The 13,007-nt window shown below is 52.2% G+C and carries 8 protein-coding genes and 1 tRNA gene; all 9 read left to right on the forward strand.

Annotated elements, in window-relative coordinates; genetic code table 11:
- Positions 1–63 precede the first annotated feature (63 nt).
- The 9 genes from Yoon_RS08075 (at position 64) to Yoon_RS08115 (ending at position 12,984) form a co-directional block, all read left to right on the forward strand.
- A tRNA-Ser gene (locus tag Yoon_RS08075) sits at positions 64–153 on the forward strand.
- Positions 154–687: 534 nt separating this feature from the next.
- Positions 688–1,941: a hypothetical protein gene (locus tag Yoon_RS08080; protein WP_238111629.1), complete on the forward strand. Its 1,254-nt coding sequence runs from the start codon at positions 688–690 to the stop codon at positions 1,939–1,941.
- 29 nt (positions 1,942–1,970) lie between these two features.
- The gene (locus tag Yoon_RS08085; protein WP_238111630.1) at positions 1,971–3,059 is read left to right on the forward strand and encodes a polysaccharide biosynthesis/export family protein; all 1,089 of its coding nucleotides are present in this window, start codon (positions 1,971–1,973) and stop codon (positions 3,057–3,059) included.
- Positions 3,060–3,217: 158 nt separating this feature from the next.
- The gene (locus tag Yoon_RS08090; protein ID WP_238111631.1) at positions 3,218–5,320 is read left to right on the forward strand and encodes a capsular polysaccharide biosynthesis protein; all 2,103 of its coding nucleotides are present in this window, start codon (positions 3,218–3,220) and stop codon (positions 5,318–5,320) included.
- A gap of 149 nt (positions 5,321–5,469) precedes the next feature.
- Positions 5,470–6,516 carry a hypothetical protein gene (locus tag Yoon_RS08095; protein WP_238111632.1) on the forward strand — a complete coding sequence of 349 codons (1,047 nt, stop codon included), beginning with the start codon at positions 5,470–5,472 and terminating at the stop codon, positions 6,514–6,516.
- A gap of 5 nt (positions 6,517–6,521) precedes the next feature.
- Positions 6,522–7,295 (forward strand): ABC transporter permease, encoded by a 774-nt coding sequence (locus Yoon_RS08100; RefSeq protein WP_238111729.1) that lies wholly within the window; start codon positions 6,522–6,524, stop codon positions 7,293–7,295.
- Between the two features lie 2 nt (positions 7,296–7,297).
- Positions 7,298–7,945, forward strand: coding sequence for an ABC transporter ATP-binding protein (locus Yoon_RS08105; RefSeq protein ID WP_238111633.1), 648 nt, complete (start codon positions 7,298–7,300; stop codon positions 7,943–7,945).
- 228 nt (positions 7,946–8,173) lie between these two features.
- Complete coding sequence (locus Yoon_RS08110) at positions 8,174–9,322, forward strand: glycosyltransferase (RefSeq protein ID WP_238111634.1); 1,149 nt, start codon at positions 8,174–8,176, stop codon at positions 9,320–9,322.
- Between the two features lie 23 nt (positions 9,323–9,345).
- Positions 9,346–12,984, forward strand: a complete 3,639-nt coding sequence (locus tag Yoon_RS08115) for a glycosyltransferase (RefSeq protein ID WP_238111635.1) — start codon at positions 9,346–9,348, stop codon at positions 12,982–12,984.
- The last annotated feature ends 23 nt before the right edge of the window (positions 12,985–13,007 follow it).

Genomic DNA, 13,007 nt, shown 5'->3' on the forward strand with positions numbered 1-13,007 from the left:
CCGCAAAAACATATCTATTGGCCCTTGCAAAGGGAGGGCGGATGGGGCTAAACCGCGCACCACGGACAGGTGGCCGAGTGGTCGAAGGCGCACGCCTGGAAAGTGTGTAGGCGGGAGACCGTCTCCAGGGTTCGAATCCCTGTCTGTCCGCCATCCCTCTCATTCTTCCCAACGCTCCGCTGAAGTTTACGCAGTTGCCTGAGATACACGATTGTCCGGAGCTGTATTTGCCCGTCGGTTGATGGTAGGTCTTTGCACTCCTCGCATGATCATGCGGACGTTTTGCCGCAGACCCAATCATCTAATGTTTAGACGGGCATTCTCCCGATGGGCGACATGTTGCCGACCAATTCGCGTCGACACTAAGCAGGTGCCCATAACCGTCGCGTTGCGATTGGGGGTTTTTTTATCAATTTGTTAAGCAAAATCGGTAAAAAATGGTTTGTCGCAATTATCTATCCTTTCTGTCCATCGCCCCGGCACGTCGGTTATACCTATGGTTGCAACTATAGGGTTGCAATCATAGGGGGAATAATGGACCCATTGGGTAGTTGCTGGTTGTGATGTTCGGTGGTGCTCTAGGTAAGTGTGCCAGCGTTTTGAATATCAATACTAACTATGGTCTGGAAAATTGACGACGCAACTTTGTTCTTCTTTGAAACGCTATGACACACGGATGAAGTCTTTATGTTTCATCCTTTAGATACCCGTGCACCGCAGGTTCTTTTGCTGCAGGGGCCTGTCGGTCCATTTTTTCAAGAGCTGCACAGCGGTCTTGTGTCGCGTGGGTTCGCAGTAAAGCGCGTCGTTTTTAATGCAGGCGACAAAATCTTTACACGCGGTGATTACACGTATTTTCGCGGCGCCAAGAAAGAATGGGCGAATTGGCTGCGTGCTGAGATGGTTCAAAACAGGCCCAGCTTTATTGTCGTATTTGGCGCGATGCGGCCAATGCACTTTACGGCCCGACAGGTTGCTTCGCTTTATGGCGTGCCTGTGATTTGTCTGGAGGAAGGGTATCTACGTTCTGGCTACATCACTTGCGAGCTTGGCGGCAATAACGATAGCTCACCGCTTTGTCGCTGGACGCCCGACCAAATCGATCCCGCGACGCTGCCAGAGCCATTGGATATGCCGTCACCCCAATCTGCGCTACGAATTTGGGCTGCGATCTATTACCTTATGCGTGATCTAAAGGCGGCCCCAGCCGAAAGTGCCCTGTTTCATCGAAAACGTGAAGGGATCGGGCGATTGGCTACGTCGTGGGGAAAACACTTGACCTCACGGGCATGCGTGAAACATGAGATTCTGACAAAGCTGAAAAAACTGCAGACGCGGCTAAAGGGAAAATACATTCTTGTCACGCTGCAAGTGCCCGAAGACAGTCAGATAAGGTATTCTTCCCGAGGCTGGACGAACCAAAAACTGGTGAAACAAACGCTTTTGGCTTTGCGCGAAAGCACAACCGAGCAAACCGTTGTTTTCAAGCTTCATCCTTTGGACCGGAATGCGGGCCAAACGCGGCGCCTCATTGCGAAATATGCGCGTGCGCTTGGATTGTCGCGGCGCGTGATGACTTTGGGAACAGGGGCGATCGGAGAGGTGACGCGACACGCCTCTGGTATGATCGTGATCAATTCCACCTCCGCGTTTTCGGCGCTGCACCATGGTGTTCCTATTTTGGTGTTGGGGGACGCGATTTACCGACACGACGCTCTGGTCACCACCGGGACAAAGCCGTCGGCAATCGCAAATTTCATGCAATCACGGGCCGCGAAACCCAAGGCAAATTTTGATGCGTTTAGACGGTCCGTGCGCGCGCGCGCGTTGCTTCCCGGCGATTTTTACCGTGAAGCCGGCCGCAAAGTCGCTGTTGACGCAATTGCGCAAAAGCTTGAGCAAGAGTTATCCCAAATAAGCTTGCCAGTTGGACCAAACTGATGGGTCTTGCGCAATTTAGGAAACACGGCGTGGCTTATCTCGGCCATGGTGCCTTGCTTCTCGCGCTTTCCGGCTGCGCAAGTTTGCCAGCATTTGGTCCTTCTGCAGATGCAATTGTCGCAGGTGCCGTTTCCGAAAGTGATCCCGATCCAGCACTGGTCGCATTTGATCTGATCAATGTGAGCGCTACGACGGTGCCCCCGACCTATTCTGGTGGGCGGTTTCCGCACGGGTTTCTGAATCAAAGCTTTTTAGTTGATCACGAACGTATTTCCGTCGCAGATGTTATTGAATTACGGATTTGGGAGACTGCGAATGACGGTCTTTTTGCCTCTTCCGGAAATCGGGAAACGGTTTTGTCGTTCGAGGTTTCGAATGCGGGCACGGTAGAGGTCCCCTATGCGGGGCGTATCAATGTCGCGGGGCTCACGACTTCTCGGGTACGCCAAGTACTGCTTGAAAAATACCAAGGGCAAGCAATCGACCCTGAGATCAGTGTCCGCATCATTGACGCGGCAACGCGGACGGTGACCGTGTTAGGGGATGTTGTGACCTCGGGCAGGGCGGATATTCCAGCACAGGGGATACGCCTCATGGCTCTCTTGGCGCAAATGGGCGGCAGTCCAAACCCGTTGTGGGAGACCGAAATTTCGGTCTCGCGCGGGTCGCATTCCGGAAGCGTTCGAATGGATCAGGTGACAGGCCATTCTTCAAACAATATCGTTATCTTGCCCGGGGATACCGTACAGATACGTCATATCCCACGGCGCTATGCCGTTTATGGCGCTGTGTCAAACAGTGGTAATATCGTTTTAAATATCGCGCGCCCGACACTGTCTGACCTTTTGGCCGAGGTCGGCGGGCTGAATGATATGCAGGCAGCCCCAAACGCCGTTTTTGTATTTCGGCGGGCCCGTAATCTGAACGAAAATCCGCAGGTCTACCGCGTCGATTTCGCGCGCGCCGATGCGTTTATCCTTGCGGATCAGTTTTTGCTTAACGAGACCGATATCGTTTATGTCGCCACGGCTGACGCCAGTGAATTCCGCAAATTTGTGACCACCTTGATGTCGCCGGTCGTGAGCAGCGCCAATAGCGTCAACAACCTGGGAAATTAGATGGCCGATCACCTAGCTGGAATACCGTGTCGAAAAAGAGAGAAGGGTGGCCTTCAGCGTGTTTACCATTGCTTACCCCGCGACAGCTAAAAGCGATCTATCAACGCGATACACCTTTCGCAAATATACGCAGGAGGTCTGAAAGAGGCCTATGATATATGCCAACAGATATTCATAAAGCCGCTTGTCCGGCGGATCATCAGCGCATGAATCGCGGTCACCCGATTGCTTTGACGTTCAGGCGCTTGGCAAAGGCGGGGCAATGGCTGCGTATGATGGTAAAACGCCTGTTGCCCGGTGCCCATGGCGACTTGGCTACCTCTATGGACCTCTGCGACGATCCGTTGGTCGCGCGTGCGCTTGGTCGCGCGCCTGCATTTCATAGCCGTCTGATCCCAACGCGCGCTGAACGCTACATTGGCTGGGGTCGCAAATGGTCAGGTCGCCGCGCGGTCGACATCGCAAAGCAAAAAAACGCCACCGCGCTCTTATTGGAAGATGGGTTTTTGCGATCGGTAGGCCGCCGTGATCCGGCAATTTCAATCGCCATCGATGACCTCGGTGTTCATTACGATGCCTCAACCCCATCGCAGCTGGAAGGGTTGATTGCGGCCCCCTTATCGCGCGATGAACAGGCCCGCGCGCAAGCCCTGTCGCAGCTATGGCGCGACGGCCGCGTATCTAAATATAACGCAGCACCAGAGCTGCAGCGCCCATTGCCAGCGCAATATGTATTGGTTGTTGATCAAGTTCGGGGCGATCTGTCGATCCGATATGGCTGGGCAAAGGCGGATAGTTTTGACACGATGCTGCAACGCGCGCTTGCCGATAACCCCGATGTTGACGTTGTCGTGAAACTTCATCCCGATGTGTTTACCAACGCTGCCAAAAGCCATTTTGATCCCGATCGCCTCGCGCAGATTGACCGTGTGCACGTGATTGCCGAAAACTGTCACCCCGTTTCGCTGATATCGCAGGCCAATGCCGTCTATACGGTCACCTCGCAGGTCGGGTTTGAGGCGTTGATTTGGGGGAAACCCGTGCACACGTTCGGGATGCCGTTTTATGCCGGTTGGGGGCTGACGCGCGATGCGCTTGCTGCGCCGGAGCGGCGTGTAGCGGCGAGTTTGGCCCAGCTCGTCTATGCCGCCTTAATCCGTTATGTGCGCTATGTGGACCCTGTCACGGGCCAGATGTCCGAGGCCGAAGACGCCATTACCCATATCGCGCGCCAAAGACAGATGCGCCATAAACTCCCCGAACAGATCACAGCGATTGGGTTTTCGGCCTGGAAGCGTCAATTTTTGCCTCAGTTCTTCGCTGACACAGCGGTGCGATTTGCGCGAAAACCCAAACGCTCTGAAACAGTTGCCGTTTGGGGACGTGCCGAAGCGCCCGCTGGTGCGTTGCGGATTGAAGATGGTTTTTTGCGGTCCGCCGGGTTGGGGGCCGACCTGATCCGTCCCTTGTCATTAGTGATTGACAAGACGGGGATCTATTTTGACGCGACGCGACCTTCGGATCTTGAAAATATCCTCAATACACAAGAGCTGACGCAAAGGCAGATAGCGCGCGCGCGGCGGCTTCGCCAGAACCTGATCGCGGATGGGATTAGCAAGTATAATTCTGGGGGCCGTGGGTGGACCCGCCCGGATACCAATAAATCCGTCGTGCTGGTCGTCGGCCAGGTCGAAACGGACGCGTCGCTGAAATATGGCTCCCCTGAGATCAAAACGAACCTTGCGTTATTGCAACGCGTCCGCGCGCGATGCCCGGATGATTATATTGTGTATAAGCCGCACCCGGACGTTTTGGCCGGGCTGCGGGACCGGATACGTGACGCAGAACCTTTTGCTGCATTTTGCGATGAATTGCTTACGCGCGACATCGCACCAGATCACTTACTGTCCCAGATTGATGCGGTACATACGATGACATCTTTGATGGGGTTTGAGGCGCTGGTGCGTGAAATCCCCGTCACTTGTCATGGGATGCCATTCTATGCGGGCTGGGGAGTGACGACGGATACCCTGCCGGCACCGCGACGGGTGAAACACCTGTCGTTAGACGGTTTGGTCTTTGGCACATTGTTTACCTATCCGCGCTACTATGACGCCGATGCAGGGTGTTTTGTTGGGCCTGAGCAAACGCTTGATATGCTGAAGGCTAAACGCAACTCCGGCGCGCATGGGAACTGGTCTCGCAAGTGTCTGAGATTGCTAATGATATCTTCAATGCAGCTTCGGCGGACTAAAAAATGACAGAGGCAAAACCCACCCAAACAGCGCAGAAGGTGGTTTCCTTAAGCAAAACAGACGCGCAGAAATCTCAAACTGCCAGTTTACAGCGCAAGCGTCGCAACAAGCTATGGATATCTTTTGTTGTACTCGTTTTGATCCCTATTGGGGCGGTGGCTAGCTATTATACATCCGTCGCAACCGACCGCTATGCCGCCCGCGCGGGGTTTTCCATTCGTGGGATTGAGACGAGCGCGGGGCTTGACGGTTTGGGTGCGCTGACCGGGCTTGCAAGTGCGGGATCGACGACGGCTGATACCTATGTCGTCTTGGAATATTTGGAAAGCCGCCGCTTGCTCGAAGATGTTGATGCGCAACTTTCACTCAGAGAGGCGTTTTCCAGCCCAGATATCGACTTTCTCACCCGGCTAGATCCCGACGCCCCGATTGAGGATTTCGTGAAATATTGGAACCGGTTTATCCACACCCAATCTGATCCAACCTCTGGGATTATCGAATTCGAAGTCCAATCAATGTCGCCTGAACACGCGCAACAGATCGGGCAGGTTGTGCTGGAGTTAACGCAAGACTTGGTGAACGAGCTTTCGGCGAATGCGCGGCAAGATGCGCTGAGTTTCGCGCGCGAAGAAGTCGCCCTGCAAGAGGCGCGTTTGCGTGAAACGCTCAACCGAATTCGCGATTTTCGGAATTTCGAACAATTGGTTGATCCGACGGCCAGCGCCGCGCTCGAAATTCAGCTTTTGTCCGAACTTGAGGCCCGGCTGATCGACATAAATGCGCGCATTGCCGCCCAGCGCGAGTCGCTAGATGAAACGGCCCCCAGTTTGGTCGCGCTGCGCAGGCAAGCCGAAGCCCTATCAGAGCAGATCGAAAGGCGGCGTCACGAAATTAGTGGCGTTTTATTGGATGGGACAGGGACATCGGCGGTGACACAACAACTCGCCGCGTTTGAGACATTGGATGTCGAACGCCGGCTGGCAGAACAGTCCTACGCCTCGGCGCTCAGTTCACTTGAACAAGCGCGCCGTGATGCTGACCGCCAACAGCGTTACCTTGCTGTGCATATCCGTCCGCAAACCCCTGAAAAATCGGAATACCCAAGACGTGGACATAACACGCTGCTCGCAAGCTTTATGTTCTTTGCGATATGGGGCATCGGCACATTGTTGACCTACTCGGTGCGGGACCACCTCACGTGAGACAGATGACAACAGCTGAGCTGCTGACGCTCCAGATCAGGGTGATTTTGAGCCTCGTTCTAAGGGAAACCCGTGCCACATTTGGAACGTCATCATTCGGCTATTTATGGGCCGTGATCACACCAACCGCGAGTGTCGCCGTCTTGGTCATTTTGTTTTCTATGGTCGGTCGCCACGCGCCCTTTGGCGCCAGCCTTGCCTTGTTTTTTGCGACAGGGATTTTGACGTTGCAGTTCTTTACCGAAACCTCCGGCAAGTTGATGACTGTGTTTGACGCAAATAAGGCATTGCTCACCTATCCAATCATCAAAGATGTCGACACGATCCTCGCACGGACAATTTTGATTTCCGCGACATACCTTGTGATCATGGTCATTTTCTATGCCGGGCTGATTGCGGCGGGGATGGCGCAGCTCCCGGCCCGTCCGGGGCAGCTTGTCTTGGTGTTCTTGAGCACAGCATTATTGGGGCTCGGCTATGGGACCGTGAACGCGGTGATCGTGTCTTTGTGGGACACATGGATGCAGATTGAAAAGGTGCTCACACGCCCGCTGTTTTTCATATCTGGCATTTTTTATGTACCAAGCCAGCTGCCCACGCGCGCGCAAGACTATTTGCAATGGAACCCCATTCTGCATCTGGTGGAGTGGTTTCGGATCGGATTTTATCCCAACTACAGTTCAAGCGTCTTAGATAAAACCTATCCGGTTCTAGTTGGGACCGTGTTGTTACTGATTGGGCTTGCTGGCGAACGTCTGTTTCGGCGCACGAGGTTTTAGCGATGCTTGCATTTGATCGTGTTTCAAAAATCTACAACCTCAAAGGTGTCCGGAAAGTAATCTTGGACGATCTGTCCTTCGTGTTTCCAGAAAACCGCAACGTCGCAATTATGGGCAAGAACGGAGCAGGGAAATCGACAATGATGCGGCTACTTGCAGGTTCTGAGCCGCCGACGTCTGGCCATGTTTACCGCAGCTTGCGCGTCTCATGGCCATTGGGTTTCGCTGGCGGCTTCAATGGGAGCATGACAGGTCTCGAAAATATTCGCTTTGTTTCGCGTATCTATGGGCAAGATACGGAGCGCGTGGTCACCTATGTTAAGGAATTTGCGGAGCTTGGCCCGTCACTGCGGCTGCCAATCAAGACCTATTCTAGCGGGATGAAGGCGCGGCTTGCGTTTGGTCTTAGTATGGCCATCAATTTTCAGGTCTATCTGATTGATGAGATTACGGCCGTTGGCGATGAAACATTTCGCAAAAAAAGCCGTGCTGTGTTTCAAGAAAAGCTGAAGAGCAGCCAAATCATCATGGTCTCGCATTCGGCAGCTACGATCCAAGAATATTGCGACTGTGGCCTGCTACTCAACGCGGGCGGGGTCACGTTTTATGACGAAGTGACAGAACTCATAACAGCTTACAAATCCCTCTAAAGTTCGTGTGCCAATGGTTAGTAGCTGCAGCATGCCAGTGAAGCAGTCGGTGAAATCCCGCGTATCGTGGGGGATTAATTGGTAAAAGATGTGTTGCGTAAGTTGTGTGTTAACCAATTTAATGTCATATAGGTTGTGTATAAATTGGGCAAACTGTGTATGCGCTGTGAATGCCCGCGTAACTGTTTCCCTGAACTCTTATGAAGCACTTCTTTGAAAGATGAGCATTTGAAAATTTCCTTTATTGTCCCGTGGATTACAAAAGGCCGTGGCGGTACAGAAAATGTCGGTCAACTCATGGCGAACGCGATGGCTGATCGCGGTCACGACGTTCATATTTATACGTTTGATGATCAAAAAAGTCCATCTAAATGGCCGCTCAACAGCCGTATCTGGCTGCATCACCTCGCTGAACGTGAAGACGCGAAATCTAACAACCAGATGACGATCGCACTGGCGGAAACTTGCCCCGATCTGATCGTCGGGCTGCATATGAACCGGACACTCTTGCGCTACACAGTTGCGGCGCAAAAGATCGGTGTTCCGCTCGTTCTTTCGGAACATATCGACCCGCATTTTCCGAACCGATTGGGTGTCTTTAGCGATGAACAAAGGCAGGCCGCGTTTGTGGGTGCCACGCGGTTACATCTGCTGACTGGCGCGTTCAAAGACGGGTTGCCTGACTATTTTCAATCGAAAGTTGATGTCATCCCTAACACGGTGGCACATGCGGGCACTGCGTGCGACCCAAAGGGCGGCGATGCAAAGACAGTTTTGACCGTCGCGCGTCTGGTGCCGCGCAAAAATCTTGCACACCTAATTGACGAATTCGCTCTCATCGCGGGGCATCACAAGGCGTGGACCTTGGATATCCTCGGTGATGGACCCGAGCTTAAAAACCTTCAGTCGCGGGCCAAAAACAAAGGGGTAGCAAGCCAGGTGAGGTTTCTGGGGCATTCTGATGCGCCTTATGCGTATCTCGAACAGGCTCAAGCTTTTGTTCTCCCCTCCCTGTTTGAAGGTTTCCCGATGTCGTCGCTTGAGGCTATGGCGCATGGCTTACCGCTTGTTGGCTATGCTGCATGTAACGGAATTAACGAACAAATTGTCGATGGGCTGAATGGCCGCCTTGCCGCACGCAGCCTTGAAACGGGTTGCCTTGCAAAATGCCTTGATGAACTCATGTCTGATGACTCGCTCAGGCTCAAAATGGGAGCTGCCTCAAAGCAACGGTTTGATACGCTTTATTCAAATACGGTCGTGTTTGATGCGTGGGAAAACATGTTTAGAGCCGCTGTCGAAAACGGACCAATCACCATCGAAACCCACGCGAAAGCCAACGCACAACACGCGCTTTCCGCGTTGATGAACGGCTAACCCCGCACGAACAAATTGAGATCATGATGTCCAAAGAAAACCAAATTGCATTTGAAAAATTTGATGACTATCTGCGCCTTGCGCAAAAGGAAGGGCATGATAATGCAGACGCCGATTTTCGTGCCTGGATGATCGAAAACAGATATATGCAGTGGAACATCGGTCAGACACGCGACACGCTGACAAAAAAATACGGTGCGAACCTGCGTACGCTATTCCCAAATGCAAACTGTCTTGACGATGCGACCTTTGGGAGTGGATCAAACTACATGTTTCTGGGCACTGTCTATCAAGACCCCCAACGCAGCCATAAGGGGGGGGTGCGCGCGCTTCAGTCGTTTCAGGCAGGCAATAAATTAATTCTTTATGAACAGGGGTTTTTGGCTAGTTCACATAGCTGGTCTGAATCCTTCAAAAGCGGCAAACCGAATATGGCATGCCTGGGATATGTTTATGATGACATCGCCCATTATTTTATGGCCGATTATCCTAATCGACTGATTCACCGCATGAATAGCGAAATCGAGCTATCGGCAGAGGAATTCAGCCGTGCGGGTGCGGCAATGACGCGTATCGTAGAACGAAAAATATCGAAATATAATTCCCAGCCTATTGTTAAGCCCACAATGTCGGATGGGTATAAGAGCCGCGTATTGGTTTGTGACCAGGCCTTTGCAGATGCGTCTACAATCTATGGGAAAGTGACTGAACGTGATTTTGAAAAGATGCTTTTGGCGGCCATTCACGAAAACCCGACATCCCAAATTCTGATCAAAACCCACCCAGATACGCATTGGGAAAAGGGTAAACGCGTTGGCTATTTTAATCATCTCCAGGATGTCGGCCGCATTCGTATTCTGCGCGATCCAGTGAACCCCTTTAGCCTGTTCGAATGCGTTGACAAAGTCTATGTTGGAACGTCCCAAATGGGGCTAGAGGCGCTTTTTGCAGGAAAAGAAGTCATCTGCTTTGGTGCGCCGTTCTATGCCGGATGGGGGCTGACGGATGACCGCCAAACCATCCCGCACCGGCACCGCAAGCGTAGGCTCGAGGAAGTCTTTTACTTCTTCTACATCTGGTACACGCTCTACAATGTTCCCGGCTGTGCAACGCCAAGTAGCGTCGAAGACGCAATTGATTTCATCGATAAAAATCGGCCGGTAAAGATGCCTTGCGTGCATACCGACACCCCAGAAAATCCAAAGGTTTCCGTCGTTTTACCCGTTTATGGCGTTGAGAAGTACATCAACCAATGTCTCTATTCTATCCGCGGGCAAACGCTTGAAGACATCGAGATTATCACCGTAAACGATTGTAGCCCTGATGGGAGCCAAGCCATCATCGACCGCCATGCGGCAGATGATCCGCGGATTAGGTCAATTGTTCTGGAAAAAAATGTCGGCCAAGGATTTGCCCGCAACGAGGGTATTGATGTCGCGCGAGGGGAATTCATTCAGTTTCTCGATTCTGATGATATCTTGGCTTCGAAATCGCATTTAGAGGATGTGTACAACGCGGCCTGTGACGATGGTGCCGATATGGTGCGCGGGCGCAAACTCTTTGAACGGCTTGAAAATGCGCAGGGAGAAAAGGTCGGGATGCGTCGCGACTGGTGCGAAGAAGCCTTTAATGTGCCGTTTCATGGAAAAACGTTTGCGGAACAAACTGAAGTTATTCAAGGCCGCCATTTTTGGAATTGGCTGTATCGCAGACAGTTCCTACTCGAACAAGACATACGGTTCTTAACGCCGCAATGGGAAGAAAAACCCTTCCTATTGAAGGCTCTTTTGCGCGCAAAGTCTCTGTCGAGCATTGACAGCGAGGGGTTTGTGTATCGGGTACGAGAGGATTCGACCGCCAGACGGAAAAAGACGTTGAAGGACGTTGAATATCAGGTGGCGAACTTTGAATCTCTTGTCGATTTGCTTCATGATGGTGGCGCTTTGGACCGAAAATCGAAATTATTCGGTGTTTCGCGGTACCTAGTTACGCAGTTTTTGAACCTAATTGTGACTGGCTTTGCCATAAGTACCGTCCGACGTGAAACGGGTGCAGTTGGTGAGAAAGAGTTGTTTGAGCGATTGCAACGGCTACTGGTGCGGACTGCGATGAAGGCAACGGATGTGTCGCCCGAGCCCAAGCAACTCAAAGATTTCTTAAAGGCAAATAATGCTTATCCGCTTGTCTTTGCGGCGATCCTGAGCGGACGGTTTGAGTTTGTGCAACCTACGTTAGATATGTCAAAAATCCCCCAGTCCGACTACATCGCTGAAATGCTTCGCGTTCCGCAGGATGCCGCCGAACGCCAGTTCCAAGAGGCTCTATCGCTTTACGCGCGCAATGATCTTGTCACGACCGACAAAGATGCCGTTGTCCTCAGCCAAGATATCGCACAAAAACCGCGGCTCATCATCCATATTGGATCGACGAAGACCGGATCGACATTTATCCAACATTTCTTAGAACAGAACCGGGCAGCGCTGTTGCGCGCTGGCGTCTACGTGCCCGAAGTAGGGCTATTCTGGCAGAAATCACGTCCCCATAAACAAGCGGGGCATGCGCAGTTTGTTCCCGAGGCGGTGCAGCAAAAATCGCAACTAAAAGACCATATCGACGCGACGCTTGCACTTGCCGGCGGCAAAATACACACGGTTATTCTGTCATCTGAGGCGTATTTCTTAAACCCAAATGCGATAGAGCTCGCGCGCCATTTTTCGGACTACGATGTTGAGATGGTGACTTATCTGCGCCGTCAGGATGATTGGGCGAATTCGCAATACGCAGAATTTGTGGCTGGTGGTGCGGTGGGGCGGGTCGCACAGCCGATTGAAGACTGGCTCAAAACGGATCAAACCCGCAACCGGCTCAACTACTATGGGCGCATGAAACTGTGGGAAACTGTCGTTGATAAATCAAAAATACACATCGGTATTTATGACAGAAAACGGTTGAAGGATGGCGATATTGTCAGTGATTTTCTGGCATTGACGCAGCTAGATTCACATGCCGATTTGCCGCGCCCCGAAACAGGGCAAGAAAATAGATTCCCATTTGGTACGGCGCATGTGAATTTCATCCGTAGGCTCAATAGCCATAATTGGTCCGACCGGAATGCTTACTTTAGCTTCATTGAAGCAGCGGGTCAAAATGTGACGCAGTTGCGCCAAAAGAAGAGCCTACCACCGCCCCGTTTGGATCTATTAACCGACACGATGCGTGCCGCGATCCTTGACGATGTGGCGCAAACAAATGCTGATCTTGCCAAAGAATTCTTAGGGCAAGAGGACGGAATTCTTTTTGACTGTTTTGTTCCCTGCAAGAACGAAATTGTAGATGTCATCTCCAATGAGGAATTTGATGCAATCATGCAGGCCTATGACGCGTGGGCACCCAAAACGCCAAAGCCGGGTGGCGCACCTGCCCAGAAAGCAAAGGGGAAATCTGTCCCGCCAAAATTTGTCCGGGCGCAAAACCGCTCGGATTTGTTCCCAACGAATAGGACCTTGGTCGCGAAGGCATTTGGGTTGGCGGGCCGCCGCATGGGCGCGCGAAAACATGCCAAGCTCAATAACAACCCAGATTTGTTTTTTGCCGATATGCAGGGGCGGGGGGGCAGATTCGTTCGTAAAACACTAAAGTTTGAGCGTCGTTTGCGCAGCTAGAGAGCAAATCAACGATGGGTCGA

It is taken from the genome of Yoonia sp. I 8.24 (assembly GCF_022096995.1).
Lineage (GTDB): Bacteria > Pseudomonadota > Alphaproteobacteria > Rhodobacterales > Rhodobacteraceae > Yoonia.

Bases quoted from the DNA above. Each gene is read 5' to 3' on its own strand.
- Yoon_RS08080 (WP_238111629.1), top strand. From the start codon at position 688: ATGTTTCATCCTTTAGATACCCGTGCACCGCAGGTTCTTTTGCTGCAG.
- Yoon_RS08090 (WP_238111631.1), top strand. From the start codon at position 3,218: ATGCCAACAGATATTCATAAAGCCGCTTGTCCGGCGGATCATCAGCGC.
- Yoon_RS08100 (WP_238111729.1), top strand. From the start codon at position 6,522: ATGACAACAGCTGAGCTGCTGACGCTCCAGATCAGGGTGATTTTGAGC.
- Yoon_RS08105 (WP_238111633.1), top strand. From the start codon at position 7,298: ATGCTTGCATTTGATCGTGTTTCAAAAATCTACAACCTCAAAGGTGTC.
- Yoon_RS08115 (WP_238111635.1), top strand. From the start codon at position 9,346: ATGATGTCCAAAGAAAACCAAATTGCATTTGAAAAATTTGATGACTAT.